The sequence below is a fragment of the Serratia sp. UGAL515B_01 genome (assembly GCF_033095805.1).
GTDB lineage: Bacteria > Pseudomonadota > Gammaproteobacteria > Enterobacterales > Enterobacteriaceae > Chania.
Map to the genome: position 1 here is coordinate 509,966 of NZ_CP109901.1, position 20,977 is coordinate 530,942.

15 protein-coding genes, 3 pseudogenes and 1 other annotated feature are annotated in these 20,977 nt (G+C 49.9%); of the genes and pseudogenes, 12 read left to right on the forward strand and 6 right to left on the reverse strand.

The annotated features are described in order from the left end of the window. Positions 1–120 precede the first annotated feature (120 nt). The 4 genes and pseudogenes from serB to OK023_RS02525 form a co-directional block, all read left to right on the forward strand. Positions 121–1,098, forward strand: a complete 978-nt coding sequence (gene serB / locus OK023_RS02510) for a phosphoserine phosphatase (protein WP_317694625.1) — start codon at positions 121–123, stop codon at positions 1,096–1,098. Between the two features lie 3 nt (positions 1,099–1,101). Beyond that, the gene (gene radA, locus OK023_RS02515; RefSeq protein WP_317694626.1) at positions 1,102–2,487 is read left to right on the forward strand and encodes a DNA repair protein RadA; all 1,386 of its coding nucleotides are present in this window, start codon (positions 1,102–1,104) and stop codon (positions 2,485–2,487) included. Positions 2,488–2,646: 159 nt separating this feature from the next. Further along, positions 2,647–3,911, forward strand: a pseudogene (gene nadR / locus OK023_RS02520) (multifunctional transcriptional regulator/nicotinamide-nucleotide adenylyltransferase/ribosylnicotinamide kinase NadR). Between the two features lie 17 nt (positions 3,912–3,928). Further along, positions 3,929–4,072 (forward strand): annotated as a pseudogene (locus OK023_RS02525) (immunity protein Tsi6 family protein); the annotation flags it as partial. Between the two features lie 40 nt (positions 4,073–4,112). Here the strand turns inward: OK023_RS02525 and OK023_RS02530 are convergent. The 3 genes from OK023_RS02530 to OK023_RS02540 all read right to left on the reverse strand — a co-directional run bounded on the left by OK023_RS02530 (position 4,113) and on the right by OK023_RS02540 (position 9,800). Beyond that, complete coding sequence (locus OK023_RS02530) at positions 4,113–5,114, reverse strand: zinc-binding alcohol dehydrogenase family protein (RefSeq protein ID WP_317694627.1); 1,002 nt, start codon at positions 5,112–5,114, stop codon at positions 4,113–4,115. An 80-nt stretch (positions 5,115–5,194) separates the two neighbouring features. Then, positions 5,195–6,862: an energy-dependent translational throttle protein EttA gene (ettA, locus tag OK023_RS02535; RefSeq protein WP_317697454.1), complete on the reverse strand. Its 1,668-nt coding sequence runs from the start codon at positions 6,860–6,862 to the stop codon at positions 5,195–5,197. 208 nt (positions 6,863–7,070) lie between these two features. Next, a complete protein-coding gene (locus OK023_RS02540; protein WP_317694628.1) occupies positions 7,071–9,800 on the reverse strand; it encodes a cation-transporting P-type ATPase in 2,730 nt (909 codons plus the stop codon). Between the two features lie 572 nt (positions 9,801–10,372). Here OK023_RS02540 and sltY point away from each other — a divergent pair. Continuing rightward, on the forward strand, positions 10,373–12,292 hold the full coding sequence (gene sltY, locus OK023_RS02545; protein ID WP_317697456.1) for a murein transglycosylase: 1,920 nt from the start codon (positions 10,373–10,375) through the stop codon (positions 12,290–12,292). A 148-nt stretch (positions 12,293–12,440) separates the two neighbouring features. After that, complete coding sequence (gene trpR / locus OK023_RS02550; RefSeq protein WP_317694629.1) at positions 12,441–12,767, forward strand: trp operon repressor; 327 nt, start codon at positions 12,441–12,443, stop codon at positions 12,765–12,767. Between the two features lie 15 nt (positions 12,768–12,782). On the opposite strand, the gene yjjX is transcribed toward trpR, so the two are convergent. Beyond that, positions 12,783–13,325, reverse strand: a complete 543-nt coding sequence (gene yjjX, locus OK023_RS02555; protein ID WP_317694630.1) for an inosine/xanthosine triphosphatase — start codon at positions 13,323–13,325, stop codon at positions 12,783–12,785. A 133-nt stretch (positions 13,326–13,458) separates the two neighbouring features. Here yjjX and gpmB point away from each other — a divergent pair, with 133 nt between their 5' ends. Beyond that, positions 13,459–14,106 (forward strand): 2,3-diphosphoglycerate-dependent phosphoglycerate mutase GpmB, encoded by a 648-nt coding sequence (gene gpmB / locus OK023_RS02560; RefSeq protein WP_317694631.1) that lies wholly within the window; start codon positions 13,459–13,461, stop codon positions 14,104–14,106. On the opposite strand, the gene robA is transcribed toward gpmB, so the two are convergent. Continuing rightward, positions 14,103–14,972, reverse strand: coding sequence for an MDR efflux pump AcrAB transcriptional activator RobA (robA, locus tag OK023_RS02565; protein ID WP_317694632.1), 870 nt, complete (start codon positions 14,970–14,972; stop codon positions 14,103–14,105). The genes gpmB and robA overlap by 4 nt on opposite strands. 335 nt (positions 14,973–15,307) lie before the next feature. On the opposite strand from robA, the gene creA reads away from it, so the two are divergent. After that, on the forward strand, positions 15,308–15,787 hold the full coding sequence (gene creA / locus OK023_RS02570) for a protein CreA (RefSeq protein WP_317694633.1): 480 nt from the start codon (positions 15,308–15,310) through the stop codon (positions 15,785–15,787). Positions 15,788–15,834: 47 nt separating this feature from the next. On the opposite strand, the gene arcA is transcribed toward creA, so the two are convergent. After that, entirely contained in the window at positions 15,835–16,551 is a 717-nt protein-coding gene (gene arcA, locus OK023_RS02575) for a two-component system response regulator ArcA (protein WP_317694634.1), read from the reverse strand. A 177-nt stretch (positions 16,552–16,728) separates the two neighbouring features. On the opposite strand from arcA, the pseudogene OK023_RS02580 reads away from it, so the two are divergent. The 4 genes and pseudogenes from OK023_RS02580 to thrA all read left to right on the forward strand — a co-directional run. Further along, positions 16,729–16,859, forward strand: a pseudogene (locus tag OK023_RS02580) (hypothetical protein); the annotation flags it as partial. Positions 16,860–17,465: 606 nt separating this feature from the next. Further along, the gene (locus tag OK023_RS02585) at positions 17,466–18,152 is read left to right on the forward strand and encodes a tRNA/rRNA methyltransferase (protein WP_317694635.1); all 687 of its coding nucleotides are present in this window, start codon (positions 17,466–17,468) and stop codon (positions 18,150–18,152) included. Between the two features lie 210 nt (positions 18,153–18,362). Further along, positions 18,363–18,431, forward strand: a complete 69-nt coding sequence (gene thrL, locus OK023_RS02590; protein WP_071998276.1) for a thr operon leader peptide — start codon at positions 18,363–18,365, stop codon at positions 18,429–18,431. Beyond that, positions 18,370–18,491: a sequence feature (Thr leader region), on the forward strand. It overlaps the preceding gene by 62 nt. A gap of 25 nt (positions 18,492–18,516) precedes the next feature. Then, entirely contained in the window at positions 18,517–20,976 is a 2,460-nt protein-coding gene (thrA, locus tag OK023_RS02595) for a bifunctional aspartate kinase/homoserine dehydrogenase I (RefSeq protein WP_317694636.1), read from the forward strand. The last annotated feature ends 1 nt before the right edge of the window (position 20,977 follow it).

Sequence of the window (20,977 nt, forward strand, 5' to 3'; positions counted from 1 at the left end):
GCCAGCAGCGGCTCCTTTGGCTGCGACTCGAAATTCATCGGGTAATATGTTGCCAGAAGCGGTAGCGATAGGATAGCTTGATGCGTTGTTTTATCACGCTGTGTTTTTCAGGAGTCAATAATGCCGAATCGTCTGACCTATTGCGATCTCCCAGAGGAGATTTCTCAATGGCCGGGGCTTCCCCTTTCGCTTAACGGCGATGAAGTTATGCCGCTGGATTATCGAGCTGGCCATACCGGTTGGCTATTATATGGCAGAAAACTGGATAAAGAGCGTCTCACACAGTTCCAACGCAAGTTGGGAGCTGCGATGGTGGTTGTTACGGCCTGGTGTGTGGAAGACTACCAGGTGGTTCGTCTGGCGGGCACGTTGTCTGCCCGCGCCAAATTACTGGCGGCAGAGAATGGGTTAGATGTGGCCCTATTGGGCAAGATCCCGCATCTACGCACTCCGGGCCTGTTGGTGATGGATATGGACTCAACGGCGATCCAGATTGAGTGTATTGACGAAATTGCCAAACTGGCAGGGGTAGGGGAACAGGTTGCTGAAGTGACTGAAAGAGCCATGCGTGGTGAACTCGATTTTACCGCCAGCCTGCGGCAGCGCGTTGGTACATTGAAAGGTGCTGACGCTAATATTCTCAAGCAGGTTCGTGATGAGCTGCCATTGATGCCAGGGTTAACCAGCCTGATTAGTAAACTCCAGGCGTTAGACTGGCATGTGGCGATCGCTTCCGGTGGTTTTACCTATTATGCTGAATATCTGCGTGACAAGTTGAAGTTGGTTGCCGTGGCGGCTAATGAGCTGGAAATCCGTGATGGCAAACTGACCGGTGAAGTGCTGGGACCGATCGTTGATGCAAAATATAAAGCTGATACCTTGATTGCGCTTTCAGAAAAACTGGGTATCCCCGCGCATCAAACCGTAGCGATAGGTGACGGTGCCAACGATTTGAAAATGATGCAGGTGGCTGGGTTGGGTATTGCCTACCATGCGAAACCCAAGGTTTATGAGAAAGCGCAGGTTTCGATTCGTCATGCCGATCTGCTGGGTGTGCTTTGTATCCTCAGCGGCAGTTTGAAACAGGATTTGAGGTAAATTGTGGCCAAAGCAGTAAAACGGGCGTTTGTATGTAATGAGTGCGGTGCGGATTATCCGCGCTGGCAGGGGCAATGCAGCGCTTGTCATGCTTGGAACACTATTACAGAAGTGCGTTTGGCTGCTGCCTCTTCCTCTTCTGCCCGCACCGAGCGTTTCAGTGGTTATGCCGGTGATGCCGGTGTCAGTAAAGTTCAGAAGCTTTCTGACATCAGCCTGGAGGCTCTGCCGCGTTTCTCTACGGGATTCGTCGAGTTTGATCGCGTGCTAGGAGGCGGTGTAGTACCGGGCAGTGCGATTTTGATCGGCGGAAACCCTGGTGCAGGAAAAAGTACGTTACTGTTGCAGGTGTTGTGCAAGCTCGCCGAACAGATGAAAACGCTGTACGTCACAGGTGAAGAGTCTTTGCAACAGGTCGCCATGCGTGCCCATCGTCTTGGTTTACCGACTGAGGGGTTGAACATGCTGTCGGAAACCAGCATTGAGCAAATCTGTCTGATCGCTGAACAGGAACAACCCAGGCTAATGGTGATCGACTCCATCCAGGTGATGCATATGGCAGATATCCAGTCCTCTCCTGGCAGCGTGGCACAGGTACGCGAAACGGCAGCTTATCTTACTCGCTTTGCCAAAACACGGGGCGTAGCGATTGTCATGGTGGGGCATGTCACCAAAGATGGTTCTCTGGCCGGGCCTAAAGTACTGGAACACTGTATTGATTGCTCTGTGTTGTTAGACGGCGATGCTGATTCACGTTTTCGCACGCTGCGCAGCCACAAAAACCGTTTTGGTGCGGTCAATGAGCTGGGGGTGTTTGCCATGACGGAGCAGGGACTGCGTGAAGTCAGTAACCCTTCTGCTATTTTCCTTAGCCGTGGTGATGAGGTCACTTCGGGCAGTTCAGTGATGGTGGTGTGGGAAGGAACTCGGCCATTGCTGGTGGAAATCCAGGCGTTGGTGGATCACTCCATGATGTCTAACCCGCGTCGGGTAGCTGTTGGGCTTGAGCAGAATCGTCTGGCGATCCTGCTGGCCGTTTTGCATCGCCACGGCGGGTTGCAAATGTCCGATCAGGATGTTTTCGTCAATGTGGTAGGGGGGGTCAAGGTGACTGAAACCAGCGCTGATCTAGCGTTGTTGTTAGCTCTGGTCTCCAGCCTGCGTGACCGCCCGTTGCCTAACGATCTGGTGGTGTTTGGTGAAGTCGGGTTGGCAGGGGAAATCCGCCCGGTGCCGAGCGGCCAAGAGCGTATCTCTGAAGCAGCAAAGCATGGCTTCAAGCGTGCTATCGTTCCTTACGCCAATGTGCCAAAGAAACCTCCGGCTAATATGCAGGTGTTTGGTGTCAAAAAGCTGGCGGATGCTCTGAGTGTTTTGGAAGAGCTCTAAATCAGCCGTAACATTTTCTTGTTTAGTATATTATACCCAATCGCTTTCCCGTTGCAGCTAGGTGACTCGTTTGCCCATTTCTGTCAGTGGCCAGAGGGCGGGCTCAGGCAACAACGCTGCAGCTTGAAAGATTAAGGGGATATAAACAGGGGAGAGGCTATGCGGCAGTTCGATTACTTAAAAACGGCGATCAAACAAAAGGGATGTACATTACAACAGGTGGCCGATGCAAGCCGCATGACCAAGGGTTATCTCAGCCAACTGTTGAACGATAAAATTAAAAGCCCGAGTGCACAGAAGCTAGAAGCGTTGCACCGTTTTCTAGGACTTGAATTCCCGCGTCGTGAGAAGAAAGTCGGCGTAGTGTTTGGTAAATTTTACCCGTTGCATACTGGCCACATCTATCTGATCCAGCGTGCTTGTAGCCAAGTGGATGAGTTACATGTGATCCTGTGCCACGATGAACCACGCGACCTTGCACTGTTTGAGAATAGTTCGATGTCACAACAGCCGACGGTCAGCGATCGTCTGCGCTGGCTGTTACAAACCTTTAAATACCAGAAAAACATCCGCATCCATTCCTTCGATGAAAAAGGCATTGAACCTTATCCGCATGGCTGGGATGTGTGGAGTAACGGTATGAAGCAGTTTATGGAACAAGAAGGGATCATCCCGAGTTTTATCTACTCGAGTGAAGCCTTGGATGCCCCGCGCTACCGCGAACATCTGGGTATCGAAACCATACTGATAGATCCAGAACGTTCCTTTATGAATATCAGTGGTGGCCAGATCCGCCAGGACCCATTTCGTTACTGGGATTATATTCCAACGGAAGTGAAACCTTTCTTCGTTCGAACCGTAGCTATCCTGGGGGGAGAATCCAGCGGTAAGTCAACGCTGGTCAATAAGCTGGCAAATATCTTCAATACCACCAGCGCCTGGGAATATGGTCGTGATTATGTATTTTCACACCTGGGGGCGATGAAATGGCACTTCAGTATTCGGACTACGACAAGATTGCTCTAGGGCAGGCGCAATATGTAGATTTTGCGGTGAAATACGCCAATAAAGTGGCCTTTATTGATACCGACTTTATTACAACTCAGGCGTTTTGCAAGAAATACGAAGGGCGGGAACATCCCTTTGTTCAAGCGTTGATCGACGAATACCGTTTCGACCTGGTGATCTTGCTGGAGAATAACACGCCATGGGTGGCGGACGGTTTACGCAGTCTCGGCAGTTCTGTCGATCGTAAAGCTTTCCAACACCTGCTGGAAGAGATGTTGCATGCTAATGACATTGAGTATGTTCACGTCGAATCCAGTGATTATGAAGAACGTTTTCTGCGCTGCGTTGACTTGGTTAAACAACTGCTAGCCGCTGATGCCAGCCGTCTGGTTGAGACCCCGATGGGGACGTGCTGAGATTGAAAAAGGCTTGGTACAATGTGATTGCCGGTGACGAACAAGATAAAACCAAGCTTGGGAAACTAACATTTAGTATGTATGCAACAAAAGAATTTGAAGCAACAAACCCTATTTTCGAGGATAGATTAGGTGACGCTCTTTATATTGCTTCACGAATAACTAATTAATAAAAAGCCTCCGAGGAGGCTTTTTATTAAATCAATAGATAATCACCAGTTTGCCCTGCATATGCCCTTCTAACAACTTGCTGTGAGCGGCGGTGAGCGTTTCGACGGTTAACCCCTGCAGTGTTTCGCTCAGCGTAGTCGTCAACTTTCCTTGATCCAGCAACCGCGCTACTTTCTTGAGGATCTCTCCCTGCTGGGCGATATCCGGTGTCGTAAACATGCTGCGTGTAAACATGAATTCCCAATGCAGCGCAGCGCTTTTCAGCTTCAGCGCGTTCTGATCCAGTGGTTGGCGGTTTTCCACGATGGTACAGATGTGTCCAAGCGGAGCGATTAGCTCGCTGATAGCTTCCCAGTGCCCATCTGTATCATTCAGGCACAGGATGTAATCCACACTTTCAATACCCTCTTTCGCCAAATTACCTTTCAGATCGCGGTAATCTACCACCAGATCGGCACCGCGCTCGTGGCACCAGTTGGCAGACTCTGAACGTGAAGCGGTAGCAATCACTTGTACCTTGCTACGTAGTATGGCCAAGGGGATGGCTAATGAGCCGACACCGCCGGCACCGCCGATGATCAGAAGAGTTTTGCTGGCGTCTGCCTCCTGAATCTTCAGGTGTTCAAACAGGGATTCCCAAGCGGTGAGCGCGGTCAATGGTATCGCGGCGGCTTCGGCCCAGTTCAATTTACGCGGCTTGCGCGCGGCGATCCGTGAGTCAACCAACTGATGGGTACTGTTGCTGCCGGGGCGGGTAATGTCACCGGCATACCATACTGCATCCCCTGGTTTGAAACCGTCGACGCTGCTGCCGACTTCGACAACAACACCGCTAGCATCCCAGCCGAGGATACGTGGCTGCTGCAAGCCATTCTTTTGTAGGCCTGCATGAACCTTGGTGTCCACTGGGTTAACCGAGACGGCTTTCACTTCCACCAGTAAATCATATGGACCCGGCGTCGGTTGTTCTGGGGTGATTTCGATAAATTTTGCAGGGTCTTTAGGATCGACAGCAATAGCTCTGATTGACATAACGGTACTCCAAAAATAATAGGCGTTTTTCTGGCGGGCTGTGTTGGCATTGGGCGCGGATGACCGCGCCCGATAAGAGTTTACTTGGTGACTCTTTTGTATTTGATGCGGCGGGGTTCCAGCGCATCGGCACCCAGAGTACGCTTTTTGTACTCTTCGTATTCGGTAAAGTTACCTTCGAAGAACTCCACCTTGCCTTCATCCTGATAGTCAAGAATGTGAGTAGCAATACGGTCAAGGAACCAACGGTCGTGCGAAATCACCATGGCACAGCCAGGGAATTCCAACAGGGCGTTTTCCAGAGCGCGCAGGGTTTCGATATCCAGGTCGTTGGTGGGTTCATCGAGCAGCAGCACGTTGCCACCCACTTGCAGCAGCTTGGCCAGATGCAAGCGGCCTCTTTCACCACCGGAGAGCTCGCCGACGCGTTTGCCCTGATCGACACCTTTGAAGTTAAAGCGACCCACGTAGGCACGACTTGGCATTTCGGTGTTACCGATGCGCATGATGTCCTGACCGCCAGACACTTCTTCCCACACGGTTTTAGCGTTGTTCATGCTGTCGCGGAACTGATCCACAGAGGCTAGCTTGACGGTATCACCCAACACAATGCTGCCAGAGTCAGGCTGCTCTTGACCGGACATCATGCGGAACAGCGTGGATTTACCCGCGCCGTTCGGGCCGATAATCCCGACAATGGCCCCTTTGGGCACTGAGAATGAGAGATCGTCAATCAGTAAACGATCGCCGTAGGACTTGCGCAGATTAGAGACTTCAACCACTTTATCCCCCAAGCGAGCGCCTGGTGGAATAAACAGTTCGTTGGTTTCGTTACGTTTCTGGTACTCGGTGCTGTTGAGCTCTTCGAACCGTGCCAAACGAGCTTTGCCCTTAGATTGGCGTCCTTTGGTGCCTTGACGTACCCACTCCAGCTCTTTTTCGATCGATTTACGGCGTGCGGCTTCGGCAGAGGCTTCCTGCGCCAAACGAGCATCTTTCTGCTCCAACCAGGAAGAGTAGTTGCCTTCCCAGGGAATGCCTTCGCCACGGTCTAATTCAAGGATCCAGCCCGCCACGTTATCCAGGAAGTAACGGTCGTGGGTGATCGCCACAACGGTACCTTCGAAGTCGTGCAGGAAGCGTTCCAACCAGGCAACAGACTCTGCGTCTAGGTGGTTGGTCGGTTCATCTAGCAACAGCATGTCCGGTTTTTCGAGCAGCAGGCGGCACAGCGCAACGCGGCGGCGTTCACCACCAGAAAGGGTAGCGATTTTGGCATCCCATTCTGGCAAGCGCAGCGCATCGGCGGCGCGTTCGAGCTGGGTATTGAGGTTGTGGCCATCATGAGCCTGGATGATCTCTTCTAGACGGCCTTGTTCGGCGGCCAGTTTATCGAAGTCTGCCCCTTCTTCTGCGTACAGTGCGTACACTTCATCAAGACGCTTCAGCGCACCTACCACTTCCGCCAATGCTTCTTCTACCGACTCACGGACGGTATGCTCCGGATTGAGCTGCGGTTCCTGCGGCAGATAGCCGATCTTGATGCCCGGTTGCGGGCGTGCTTCACCTTCGATATCGGTATCGATACCCGCCATAATGCGCAGCAGGGTAGATTTACCTGCACCGTTCAGACCGAGTACGCCAATTTTGGCCCCAGGGAAGAAACTCAGGGATATGTTCTTTAGAATATGACGCTTCGGCGGAACCACTTTGCCGACGCGATGCATGGTATAGACGTATTGAGCCACGTTGATCCGAGCCTCTCTATCAGTTTTTATAGGATGTCTGGCGGCACGAGTGTAGCCCGTTTCAGCACCAGATCCCAGACCTGCCACCACGATCGTTGAATATACCTGTTAATGTGCCTCATTAGGTGAAGTTTGCTGCTTTTTCGAGGCTGCAATAGCAAAACGCCCGGCATTATATACCGGGCGTGAGTATCACTTGCTGAAGGCGTTATGACGTCTTTTGGGGCGTTGAGATAAAACGATTAATAATCCATTTCTCTACCTCAACAATCAGGAACAGCACAATAGCGATCATCAGTGTCACACCCCAGTAGAACAGCGGCAATGGAGCGGTGCCAAACAGTGAGTTCATAAAGGGGAGATAAATAATGGCCATCTGCAATAGCAGTAACACGCCACTTACCAGCCACAGCCCCTTATTCATGAACACTTGGCGGTTGAGTGAGAAGCGATCTGCGGTGCGGCAGTTGAACATGTAAGCCCACTGTGCCGTTACCAAGGTTTGCAGCAATACGGTGCGGATCAGTTCGCTACTGTAACCGCGTGGCTCCATCCAGGCTTCGAGCATAAAGGCACTGACAGCGATTAGGATCCCGACGAAGGCGATACGCCACATAGCATGGAGATCCAGCACATTACTGCCTGGTATCCTGGGTTTACGGTGCATTAGCCCTTTTTCGGCGGGTTCATAGGCCAAGCCAAACGACAGCGTTGTAGACGTTGCCATATTCATCCATAGGATCTGGATAGGTGTCAGCGGGAGCATGGCACCGGCCAGAATAGCGATAATAATCAGTAAGCCTTGTGCCAGGTTGGTCGGCAATACGAATAGAATGGTTTTCTTCAGGTTGTCATAGACCCGACGCCCCTCTTTAACCGCATTGGCAATGGTGGCGAAGTTATCGTCAGTCAACACCATGTCTGCGGCTTCTTTGGTCACTTCGGTACCCTTGATCCCCATCGCGATACCGACGTCAGCCTGTTTCAGCGCTGGTGCATCGTTGACGCCGTCACCGGTCATCCCGACCACGCCACCTTTATCCTGCAAGGCTTTCACCAGACGCAATTTATGCTCTGGGCTGGTACGGGCAAAGATATCGTAACGTACAGCGGCCGCTGCCAGTTCTTTATCATCCATATGTTCCAGTTGGGAACCGGTAATGGAGTCTTGGCTGTTGCCGATACCAAGCATGGCACCGATTGCCATCGCGGTTTTTTGGTGATCGCCGGTGATCATTTTCACCCGTATCCCTGCCTGTTGGCATTCAGCAATAGCAGCGACGGCTTCTGGACGTGGTGGGTCCATGACTCCGGCAATACCGATAAACACCATCTGTTGGCAGATGTCTTCATGAACTAGTTCCACTTTGCCATCTGGCGCGGTTTTACTGGCTGCTGCAACCATGCGTAAACCCTGCTCAGCAAAGCGAGACATCTCGGCTTCCCAGTAGTCACGGCGGAACGGTTGAATACCGGAGTTTGTCAGTTCAAACTCACACAGAGAAAACAGTACATCAGGCGCACCGGTAAGGAACACTTGATGGTTTCCCGCTACTTGGCTGCGGACTGCCATGTACTTGTAGCTGGAGTCAAACGGGATTTTGGCCAGTTGGCGTGTTTCGCCCAGTTGCAGTTTTGCTTTCATCGCCAGGACTTTCAGCGCCCCCTCAGTCGGGCTGCCTGTGACCACCCAGCGGCCGTTTTCCTCCTGTTTTACCTGGCTGTCGTTACACAAAGTGATAGCGGTGATAAATTGGATCAGTGGAGGGAAATCCTGCACCTGCACTTGCTTGTCACTATCGATGGGGAAGATACCGCCAACGGGTTGGTAACTTTCTCCTTCAACGCGGAAAGCATGGTCGGCCATGATGACGTTTTTTGCTGTCATTTCGTTCATGGTCAGGGTGCCGGTCTTGTCAGAACAGATTACCGTCATGGAGCCTAGGGTTTCTACCGTTGGCAATTTGCGGATGATGGCACGGTTACGCGCCATCGTCTGTACACCCAATGACAGGATTATTGAGATAATCGCGGGTAGACCTTCGGGCACTGAAGCTACCGCCAGGCTGATCAGCGCCACCAAAAGTTCACCGAGCGGCATATCACGCAGAGTAAAGGCAAACAGGAACAGCAGAACCATCATCACTAGGATCAGGATGAAAATCCCTTTGCCAAGATTATCCATCTGTTGCAGCAGCGGCGTGCGTTGGGTTTTAACGGCGGAAATCATTTCGCTGATGTGGCCAAGCTCGGTGTGCCCTCCAGTCGCAATGACCACGCCTTTGGCGTTACCGGCACTGATCGTGGTGCCTGAGAATAATAGATTGGTGCGATCGCCGATCATTACTTCTTCTGTAATGGCATCAGTTTGTTTGGAAACAACGGTGGATTCGCCGGTCAGGATGGCTTCCTCAACCTGTAGGTTATGGGATTCAATCAGCCGCAGGTCTGCGGGAATTTTATCGCCCGGGCGCAACAATACGATATCACCAGGGACCAAGTCTTCGGCATTTACCGTATGGTTAATGCCGTCACGTACCACGACCGCTTGGCTGGAAAGCATATTTTGAATGCCTTTCAGCGATTTCTCCGCGCTATTCTCTTGCACGAAACCAATCAGTGCGTTAATCACGGCAACGCCCAGAATAACAACGGTATCGATCCAATGGCCCATGATGCCTTTCAGGAAGGCGGCGCCGAGCAGAATGTAAATAAGGACATCGTTGAAGTGCGCAATAAAACGCATGAACGCGCTTTTTCCGGCTTTTTCTGGTAGTGCATTCGGACCAAATTTTTGCAGGCGTTGCTTAACTTCTTGTTCACTCAGACCAGTATGCTGGCTATTTAAATGTTGGAGTGTGTCTTCAATATCATACTGATACCATGCTTTATCCGGTTTCGGTGGCTCATGGTAGCCGCTTGAGGTCGGTGTTGGCATTTAAGCTTCTCCTGAAGTAAGTCGGACATAATTTGCTATCTGCCTTGGCCCCTTTTCGTTGAGTGAGTCAAGTATGCAAATGTTTTTCTTTTAACGTCTACAGCATGTAATTTTTATAAAAATGAATGACTACATACAAAACTATAGAATACCGTTTGGTCTGTGATGGAAACATTTGCAGACTCCGCTGAATTATAAAAACCTCTTTTTCTCATTGGCCTAGAGCTTTTCCTGTGATAATTGCCTAAGGTACAAAAGCGCTTATAACCTATGAATGGATAAACGTTTTTGTTGTCTATGCTAAATTCGAGGCTGTGTCCTTTAACAGCACGCAGGTGTTGCCGCAGACCCAAAAGCCCGTTATCAAGGCGGAGGGACCCTTCGCTTGAAGCCCGACAACACAGAGAACGGTTGAACGGTGTTCATTCGGGCTGTAGGCATTGTGCGCAAGGAAAGGCGTGAGACACTCAGAAACCAGTTTCACAGCCCCGCTAATTGTTGATACGGTGTGGCAATCGCATAAACCGATCCTTGTAAGACGACCCAGTGAGGAAAGAGTAAGTATGGTAAAGGTGGACAAGTTGCGGCTTTTGGCTTTAGGCCTTTGCCTCACAGTATTTTCTGGTGCGGTATTGGCAGACTCTTTGGATGCCCAGCGCCAACGTTATCTACAAATAAAGCAGGCTTGGGACGGTAATCAGATGGAGGTGGTGCAGCAGCTGATGCCCACGCTAAAGGATTATCCGTTGTATCCGTATCTGGAGTATCGCCAATTGACTCAGGATCTCGGTTCCGCCAGCGTGACTCAGGTCAGCCAGTTCTTACAGCAGCACCCAACGTTGCCGCCTGCTAAATCGCTTTCATCCCGTTTTGTCAATGAGCTGGCACGCCGAGAAGACTGGCGCTCATTGCTGGTATTCAGTCCGCAGGAGCCAAAATCTGCCGCAGCGCGTTGTAATTATTATTATGCCAAGTGGGCTACTGGCGATCAGCAAGCAGCTTGGAAAGGGGCAGACGATATCTGGATGAATGGTCAATCCCTGCCTGCCTCTTGTGACAAACTGTTCAGTGTCTGGCAGGCTGCCGGTAAACAAACGCCATCGAATACATTGGCGCGCATGAAACTAGCTATGAAAGAGGGAAATAGCAGCCTAGTGAACGCCCTGTATCGCCAGCTTCCTGCTGAGTATCAGACCATGGGCGATGCGTTGGTACGTTTGCAAAAAGATCCCAGTACGGTAGAGTCTTTTGCTCGCAACGTTGGCCCAACAGATTTTACACGTTCGGCAACCATTATCGCTTTTGAGCGTTTTGCTCGTCAGAATGCGGAAAGCGCCCGTGCTATGATTTCAACCGTTGCCCGCCTGCAGAAGATGAGTGAAAGCGAGAAACTTGAATTGGAAGAGGCTGTGGCTTGGCGTTGGATGGGAAGCGATGCGACGTTTGAACAGGCTCAGTGGCGTGATCAGGTGATCCTACGCAGTCAATTGCCAGCGTTGCTGGAACGCCGTGTTCGTATGGCGTTAGGGGCAGGCGATCGCCAGGGGTTAAAAACCTGGTTGTCACGTTTACCTGAAGACTCGCGTGATAAAGACGAATGGCGATACTGGCGTGCGAGTGAGTTGATCAATGACGGCCAACGCAGTGAAGGTGAGGCGATACTCCGTAGCCTGATGAATCAACGCGGTTTCTATCCTATGGTTGCCGCGCAAAAGCTGAATGTTCCTTATCCCGTCAAGGTAGCCGTGGCGGCTAAGCCCCAGGCAGATTTAGTTCAGGCACCAGAGATTGCTCGCGTCCGTGAACTGATGTACTGGAATATGGATAACCAGGCTCGTAACGAATGGAGTGCATTTGTGGCCAGCCGGAATCGCTCCGAACAGGAAGCACTGGCGCGCTATGCTTTTGAACAGAACTGGGCTGACCTAAGCGTACAGGCCACAATCGTGGCTAAACTTTGGGATCACTTAGAGGAGCGCTTTCCTCTGGCATGGCCGCAGGAGTTTCGACGTACGACAGAGGATAAAGGTATTACGCCAAGCTACGCCATGGCGATCGCTCGTCAGGAAAGTGCCTGGAATCCTAAAGCTCAATCACCGGTGGGGGCGGCAGGCTTAATGCAGGTCATGCCGCGGACTGCGCAACATACGGTAGAAAGGTACGGTATTCCAGGCTATTCCAACCCAAGTCAACTCTATGATCCAAAAACCAACATTACTATTGGTACCCGTTATCTCGAGTCGGTCTATCAGCAATTTGGTCGTAATCGCATTCTTGCTGCGGCCGCCTATAATGCAGGCCCTTCAAGGGTGAACACCTGGTTGGCCAATACTGACGGGCGTGTTGATGCTGTCGCTTTTGTGGAGAGTATTCCGTTCTCGGAAACACGTTCTTACGTGAAGAACGTGTTGGCTTATGACGCATTTTATCGTTACTTCATGCACCACCCAGCGAAAGTGCTGACTGATGCTGAGTGGCAAAGACGTTATTAGGCTATCGCTTTTAATTGCTAGTGGTGCCGTAACATTCTCAAGAGAGCAATGGCAATCTGTTTAGATTGTCATTTTGCCTATCCTGCCTTTTGAAGGATAACGGGTCTATGTTATGCTGCTGTACTAGTTAAATAGTATGGTGGCTGTAATGACCCAATTATCACTTAACGACCCTGCACTTTCAGAACAAGGTAATGAAGATTGGCTGCGTTTTGTTGCACTGCTGCAGAATTCATTTTCTCAGGATTTGCACCAGCAACTGATGCAATTGTTGTTGACGCCAGATGAACGCACTGCATTGGGAACAAGGGTGAGAATTATTCAGGAGCTGATGCGAGGGGAAATGAGCCAGCGTGAACTGAAGAATCAACTGGGGGCAGGTATCGCTACCATTACCCGTGGTTCTAACAGTCTCAAGGCGGCAACCCCTGCGCTTAAACAGTGGCTGGAGCTACAACTGCTGGGTGATCAATAACATCACCCAGGTCAATTATTGATGTGGTGTGTTGATGATGTGGCTACGATAAACAGGATTATGAAATGGCACCAGCGCTAGGAGTAACGCTTGGTGATAAACGCTGGAACGACTCAATCTGCCGTCAGTAAAAATGCTGATTGCGCCACCTTGGCGTTTAACGTCGGTGTTTCCCGTCAGCAAGGCCATTTCACTGCCCAATTCGCGGCCAGCTCGAATTCCCTGTAAAATTGATTCTGGCAACATCAGGCTCGCAGAACGCGATTCGCCACGAATTGTTGTATTTTCTATAGTCATCCAGGCGAATGTCATGTTCTCCTCGATCCCGGCTTCGACTCCGACCCAGAAGTCGGCTTCTGGTCGTACTTGCCGTGCTTCCATGACGCGCTGGCGTGCGCCGGTTCGGGTTTCGGCATTACCAATTGGCTGCAGTGATACGCCGCTGGCGACGTCAATAGATTCTATGCGACATTGGTCAGCGCCAAAGGTATCTGCAAAGGCTGATTGAATAGCCTTGATCTTTGCAGGGTTGGTAGTTGCAGCGACAACATGATACATAACGGGTTTAGCTTCCTTAATGTGAGGCTGTATCTTGCCATTTTTTTGAAAGCCAGTTCGGCATATTCAAATGCAAAGCGAGATACTCGCCACAGATAAACTCAAGTTTCACGCAGTATAACGGAAAAGAAAAATGTTACAGGTATACCTTGTTCGCCATGGCGAAACGGAATGGAACGCGGCACGCCGCATTCAGGGACAATCTGATAGCCCATTAACTGCAAAAGGTGAACACCAAGCCCATCTGGTTGGCGAGCGCGTTAAGCGAGAGCGCATCACTCACGTGATTACCAGCGATCTGGGCCGTACCCGTCGCACAGCACAAATTATTGCTAACGCTTGCGGTTGTGGTGTTATCGAAGACGTAAGGCTGCGAGAACTGCACATGGGCGTTCTGGAAGAACGTCTTATTGACAGTCTGACACCGCAAGAAGAGCTGTGGCGTAAACAGATGGTTGATGGTACTGCGGATGGTCGTATCCCTCAAGGGGAGTCTATGGTGGAATTGGGTGTGCGCATGCGTGCTGCACTTGAAAGCTGTCTGGCGCTGCCGCAAGGCAGTAGACCATTGATGGTTAGCCACGGAATCGCTTTGGGTTGCTTGATCAGCACAGTTCTGGGGCTACCTGCCTATGCCGAACGCCGTATGCGTTTACGAAACTGCTCGCTGTCCCGCGTTGACTACCAGCAAAGCCAATGGTTGGCTGCTGGGTGGATTGTCGAGACGGCTGGCGATGTTTCACACCTGGACATGCCTGCGCTGGATGAACTGCAACGCTAGCGGCGTATTGGGATCAGATAATCGCAATAGATCTCTGTGGGGGCTTGAGATTGTCTGTTTACATCTTGTGGGTAGAAGCGTTCGACATCCTGACCCTTACGACGGATTAACGCCAGTGTGGGTAAGCAGGTATCGTATAGCATCAGAATGAAATCTTGCAGGCCTGAAGCGGCGCCTTGATAGCTGAACATGGCATAATCCCCTCCTTGCAGTACGATTGGTAGGCCTTCCTGTATGTTGGATGGTATGTGGTGGGGATCCAATGCCGTGGTGTAGAGCACTTCTTGCTCGTCGTCTTTTTCCTGACTTGGCCTTGAATGATGCAGGCCGTACAGCACTGAGGGCAATGTTTTAACTTCGCCCAGATACTGGTGCCAGAATTGTAAGCGTAGCTCGGTGCGAAAGCTGGATAACTGCTCCAGAGTGCAGGAATAGCTCTTTGTTAAACCAATGAGATGCAACTCTGGTAGGGTGACAAATTGAGGTGTTGGTAAAGTGAATGAGTCCAAGCGGATTGGAGCGCAAATACCAAATGCTTTCCAATCTTCTGCACGACGATAAAGCGCCGGAGTTTGGGCAAATTGCTTTTTGAATGCACGGGTAAAAGTCTGTTGTGAGTCAAAACGATATTGTAAGGCAATGTCCAGAATGGGGCGGCTGGTCAGACGTAATGCAACAGCGGCTTTTGACAGTCTTCTTGCCCGAATGTAAGCGCCTATAGCATTACCTGTAATATCTTTGAACATCCTTTGTAGATGCCATTTGGAATAACCTGCTTTGGCTGCCACGTTGTCGAGTGATAAAGGTTGGTCCAGATGGCTTTCCAGCCAACTGAGCAGATCACGAATGATACCTGCTTGATCCATGGATCGTCCTCGTAGAACTTAGGGGGCCGAAACCCGAACTGTTTAATTTTTCATGCTGGCACCTAACAACAATGGACTATTTATCAATATGTTGCATTGCATGCTGTGCCTTTTCCATATGCTGAGTGCAACGGCAAAGGTATACAGGGGGCATGTAGAAATAGCGATGCCGCATCATAGCAATTTTTTACCCCCACGACTCACAAAGATTTTTGTAGCGTCTTGTGCTAAAAGGTGGGTTCTGGTTCAAGAAATCCCTCTTTGTTAGCTTGGAATATAAGCCTTCTCAATCGTAACCTTGTTATTCGGCAAGCGATACTCCCGGAGTTAAGTGAATGAAAAAAGAATGGATATTTTTGCTCGGTCTGGTTTGCGCGACAGTGAACGGTGCGTTGGCGGAGCAGGTGGGGTCGGTGGATACGGTGTTCAAACTGTTCGGCCCGGATCATAAAATAGTGGTTGAAGCGTTCGATGATCCTGATGTTAAAAATGTAACCTGTTATATCAGCAGAGCAAAAACAGGGGGGTTAAAGGGCGGGCTTGGCTTGGCTGAGGATACTTCGGATGCCGCTATTTCCTGCCAGCAGGTTGGCCCGATCGTGTTAAGCGATAAAATCAAAAATGGTAAGACAGAAGGGAGTGTGGTGTTTCAGAAACGCACTTCTCTAGTGTTTAAAAAGCTGCAGGTGGTACGTTTTTATGATGCTAACCGTAACACGCTAATCTACCTGAGTTATTCTGATCGTGTCATTGATGGTTCACCAAAGAATGCCTTGAGTGCAGTACCGATCATTCCTTGGAACGAAAGCAAGTAAAGCTATACTATAGGGGGTCAGCATGCTGATCCCCTTTTGAATCAGGCTTATTCCTCCAGTTCTCCGCAGAAGCGATAGCCTTCACCATGGATAGTGGCAATGATCTCTGGCGTATCTGGCGTAGATTCGAAATGTTTACGAATGCGGCGGATGGTAACGTCTACCGTGCGGTCATGTGGTTTCAGTTCACGGCCGGTCATTTTCTTCAGTAATTCGCCACGAGACTGGATTTTGCCTGGGTTTTCGCAGAAGTGTAGCATAGCGCGGAATTCACTACGTGGCAGCTTGTACTGTTCCCCTTCCGGGTTGATTAATGAACGACTATTTATATCCAGTTCCCAACCGTTGAACCTGTAGCTTTCAACCAATCTACGTTCGTCACCCGTATTACTCAGATTCATTGTACGAGACAGCAGGTTGCGTGCACGAATGGTCAGTTCGCGGGGATTAAACGGTTTGGTGATGTAATCGTCAGCGCCGATTTCCAGGCCAAGTATTTTATCTACTTCGTTATCACGCCCTGTCAGGAACATTAACGCAACACTAGCTTGTTCACGAAGTTCACGTGCGAGCAGTAAACCGTTCTTTCCAGGCAGATTGATGTCCATGATAACCAGGTTGATATCATTTTCAGACAGAATATTGTGCATTTCAGCACCGTCATTGGCTTCATGAACAATATAGCCTTCCGCCTCGAAAATGCTCTTCAGGGTGTTACGAGTGACTAACTCGTCTTCGACAATCAGAATGTGCGGGGTCTGCATATTTGCTACCTAAAATTGCCAACAAAATAGAAAATAGGAAGTACAGAAGTCTTGGCTTTCTTGATGGAGGGCAGAGATACTGCTCACATTCCCTCAATACCCATTGCTCTTCAGGATACAAGAGGGCAATTGCCACCTGTATTTTGAAGTCATTTGGATATATATCAAACGACTTAAGTACGTAAACTCGTTCTTGATGCACTTTCCATCAATGTCAACAAGATCGCTAGCTTGGTGGGGATGCTATGTCCTACAGCCCCAATGATGCCAAAACGGCGCATATCCTAACCCTATTAACAGCAACATAACAGTATGTACCGAATTCACCACCCAACAAAACTGCGCTTTGTTGACATATATCAAATTCAATAGTAGCACGTTAACAGATTTGTGAAAAACACTTATAGATATGGCGAGTTATGACACAGAACGGCAAATTCTGTGAACGATTCAGCAATTTTAAGTCTTATACGTTATAAAATTTTTAATATAGTCTTTAGTTTAAAATAACCTTATGAATAATATTGTTATTTTTTTGTGATTTGTATATATGATGAATTCATCGTATTTATTGACTAAATATTCTATTTAAATATGTTTCATAAGGCTGATCTTGATTATGTTAATATTATGTAAAAATAATTCAGAGCCTCAAAGCAGCCAAATAACGATATTCTCAATAACTCAAATTGCAGAAGGCCGAAAGCTTGGGAAAAAATCTGCCGAGAGCAGATTTGAACACGGTTTGCGCTGGACCGAAAGGACAAGTGCCATTGATAGGCCAAGTTACTGAGCTTGGCCTATATGCAGACAACTTGAAGTAGGACTAGGCTGTGCCTATTGACTGTTAGCGGCACTTGCGTGCAGCAAGGGGCACAACGCAGTATAAACTTCACAATTCCGCTGGAGTATTAATGCAGCTTCATATCGTGTTAGTGGCACCCGCTCGACCAGAAAACGTTGGCGCAGCGGCTCGTGCGATGAAAACTATGGGATTCACCTCATTGCGTATTGTAGACAGTGAAGCCCACTTACAACCCGCAGCTCGCTGGGTGGCTCATGGTGCAGGTGACATTATTGACTCGGTACAGACGTTCCCAACACTGGAGCTGGCACTGACGGATGTGGATTTTACCATTGCGACCACGGCACGAAGCCGTGCCCGTTTTCATTACTATTGCACCCCACAACAGCTGACTGAGCAACTGTTGGAAAGGCAAGCATGGATCCAACAGGCTGCATTGGTATTTGGTCGCGAGGATTCAGGGTTGACTAATGAAGAACTCGAATTGGCCGATTTACTGACTGGTGTGCCAATGATTACTGATTACCCTTCACTTAATCTCGGGCAATCAGTGATGGTTTACTGTTATCAGCTTGCAGAATTGATGTCAGTTAAGGCACCACAGGAACATCTTGTCGACGCCGGGCAACTGAAAGCATTGCGCCGGCGGGGGGAGGCGTTGTTGGAAAACCTTGAGGTGGCGGATGACCAAAAATTGCGCGATTGGTTCCATCAGCGGCTGGGAGTTTTGCAACAACGGGACATCGTTATGCTACATACCTTGTTGCACGATATAGAAAAAAAATTGATGAATTGATGATGGCGTTTTTGATTTTTTTTTAGATTAATCATCTGTTAGTTTGGTTTTTAATTGGTTTTTTATTCTGCAATTATGTTTTTATCTGTATCATCTCAAAAATTTTTCGTTGAGTATTAAATGAACAGAATAAAGAAATTATTTGACTTGGGAAGACGATTGCTTTAACCAGTAGAGGTGACAGAAATTCTAATGAGACAGACAGACGAAATGCGAAACATCAGCCTGAACACCACAATTATTACCACAACCGATACCACAGGTAACGGGGCGGGCTGACGCGTACAGGAAACAACAGAAGAAAAAAGCCCGCACCTAACTAGTGTGGGCTTTTTTTTCGGCATAAATTCAGGAGATAACAGAAATGCGAGTGCTGAAATTTGGTGGAACCTCGGTAGCGAATGCGGAACGTTTTCTGCGCGTTGCCGACATCGTGGAAAGCAATGCACGTCAGGGACAGGTGGCCACGGTATTGTCCGCACCCGCCAAGATCACCAATTATTTAGTGGCAATGATTGAAAAAACGGCAACGAGTCTCGATATTCAGCCTACGATGAGTGATGCCGAGCGCATCTTCGCTGATTTATTGACGGGTTTGGCACAAGTGCTGCCTGGTTTTGAGTACGATCGCCTGAAGGGATTGGTCGATCAGGAGTTCGCCCAGTTGAAACAGGTATTGCATGGTGTTGCATTGCTGGGCCAGTGTCCTGACAGCGTCAATGCGGCTATCATCTGCAGAGGCGAAAAGCTCTCTATTGCCATTATGGAGGGAGTATTCAAAGCCAAAGGGTATCCGGTCACCGTGATCAACCCGGTCGATAAATTGTTGGCGCAGGGGCACTATCTGGAATCTACTGTGGATATTACCGAGTCCACACGACGCATAGCCGCGTTGGCCATTCCTGCCGACCATATTGTGCTGATGGCGGGCTTTACTGCGGGTAACGATAAAGGCGAACTGGTGGTGTTGGGGCGTAATGGTTCCGATTATTCCGCTGCGGTACTGGCTGCCTGCCTGCGTGCTGACTGTTGCGAGATCTGGACTGATGTGGATGGTGTTTATACCTGCGATCCACGTACGGTGCCCGACGCCAGATTATTAAAATCGATGTCCTATCAGGAGGCGATGGAGCTCTCTTATTTCGGTGCCAAGGTGCTTCATCCCCGAACCATCACTCCGATTGCCCAGTTCCAAATTCCCTGCCTGATTAAAAACACCTCTAACCCGCAAGCCCCCGGCACGTTAATCGGCGGTGAAGGCGTGGATGACAATATGCCGGTAAAAGGTATCACCAACCTGAATAATATGGCGATGATCAACGTATCAGGGCCAGGAATGAAAGGGATGGTGGGTATGGCGGCACGGGTGTTTGCCGTGATGTCCCGGGCCAAAATTTCGGTCGTTCTGATCACCCAGTCCTCTTCCGAGTACAGCATCAGTTTCTGTGTGCCCCAGAGCGAGCTGCAACGCGCGCGTCGTGCACTGGAGGATGAGTTCTACCTGGAGCTGAAAGACGGCGTACTGGAGCCACTGGACGTCATGGAACGCCTCGCGATCATCTCTGTCGTGGGTGACGGTATGCGAACGCTACGCGGCATTTCTGCGCGCTTCTTCTCTGCACTGGCCCGTGCCAACATCAATATTGTTGCAATTGCCCAAGGGTCGTCAGAACGTTCGATTTCAGTAGTCGTCAGCAACGATTCTGCGACCACCGGGGTGCGTGTCAGCCACCAGATGTTGTTCAACACCGATCAGGTGATTGAGGTATTTGTGATTGGCGTTGGGGGGGTAGGTGGTGCGCTGATAGAGCAGATCTATCGCCAACAACCTTGGCTAAAGCAAAAACACATCGAACTGCGTGTTTGTGGTATTGCCAATTCGCGCGCTATGCTGACGGATGTTCACGGTATTAATCTCGAAAGCTGGCGTGATGAACTGGCGGGCGCAAAAGAGCCGTTTAATCTTGGCCGCTTGATCCGTCTGGTGAAAGAGTGTCATCTGCTGAACCCGGTCATTGTTGACTGTACGTCCAGCCAGGCCGTGGCCGATCAGTATGCTGATTTTCTGACAGATGGTTTCCACGTGGTAACGCCAAACAAAAAAGCCAACACTTCGTCGATGAACTACTATCAGCAACTGCGCACCGCCGCAGCAAAGTCACGCCGCAAATTTCTGTATGACACCAACGTGGGGGCTGGCCTGCCTGTTATCGAAAACCTGCAAAACTTGCTGAATGCTGGTGATGAATTGACACGTTTTTCTGGCATCCTGTCTGGCTCACTATCCTTTATTTTCGGCAAGCTTGATGAAGGAATGTCGTTGTCTGCGGCCACATCACAGGCCAAGGCCAACGGTTATACCGAACCCGATCCGCGTGACGATCTTTCCGGAATGGACGTTGCCCGCAAACTGCTGATCCTGGCTCGTGAGACGGGTTATGCGCTTGAACTGGGCGATATTGAAGTTGAGTCGGTACTACCGCCATCCTTCGACGCTAGTGGTGATGTGGAAACCTTTATGGCGCGTTTACCTGAACTGGATACTGAGTTCAAACGCCGCGTGTCTACAGCGGCAGAGGAAGGTAAGGTATTACGTTATGTTGGCGTAATTGAAGAGGGCCGCTGTCAGGTACGTATTGATGCGGTCGATGGCAACGACCCATTGTACAAAGTCAAGAACGGCGAGAATGCATTGGCCTTCTATAGCCGTTACTATCAACCATTACCGCTAGTGCTGCGTGGTTACGGTGCCGGTAATGATGTGACCGCTGCAGGTGTGTTTGCCGACCTGTTGCGCACACTGTCATGGAAGTTGGGAGTCTAAT

What these genes read in the sequence shown, in the direction of transcription:
- creA (WP_317694633.1), top strand. Translation starts at nt 15,308, where the DNA reads ATGAAAAAAGAATGGATATTTTTGCTCGGTCTGGTTTGCGCGACAGTG.
- OK023_RS02540 (WP_317694628.1), bottom strand. Translation starts at nt 9,800, where the DNA reads ATGCCAACACCGACCTCAAGCGGCTACCATGAGCCACCGAAACCGGAT.
- robA (WP_317694632.1), bottom strand. Translation starts at nt 14,972, where the DNA reads ATGGATCAAGCAGGTATCATTCGTGATCTGCTCAGTTGGCTGGAAAGC.
- arcA (WP_317694634.1), bottom strand. Translation starts at nt 16,551, where the DNA reads ATGCAGACCCCGCACATTCTGATTGTCGAAGACGAGTTAGTCACTCGT.
- OK023_RS02585 (WP_317694635.1), top strand. Translation starts at nt 17,466, where the DNA reads ATGCAGCTTCATATCGTGTTAGTGGCACCCGCTCGACCAGAAAACGTT.
- OK023_RS02530 (WP_317694627.1), bottom strand. Translation starts at nt 5,114, where the DNA reads ATGTCAATCAGAGCTATTGCTGTCGATCCTAAAGACCCTGCAAAATTT.
- trpR (WP_317694629.1), top strand. Translation starts at nt 12,441, where the DNA reads ATGACCCAATTATCACTTAACGACCCTGCACTTTCAGAACAAGGTAAT.
- gpmB (WP_317694631.1), top strand. Translation starts at nt 13,459, where the DNA reads ATGTTACAGGTATACCTTGTTCGCCATGGCGAAACGGAATGGAACGCG.
- yjjX (WP_317694630.1), bottom strand. Translation starts at nt 13,325, where the DNA reads ATGTATCATGTTGTCGCTGCAACTACCAACCCTGCAAAGATCAAGGCT.
- thrA (WP_317694636.1), top strand. Translation starts at nt 18,517, where the DNA reads ATGCGAGTGCTGAAATTTGGTGGAACCTCGGTAGCGAATGCGGAACGT.
- serB (WP_317694625.1), top strand. Translation starts at nt 121, where the DNA reads ATGCCGAATCGTCTGACCTATTGCGATCTCCCAGAGGAGATTTCTCAA.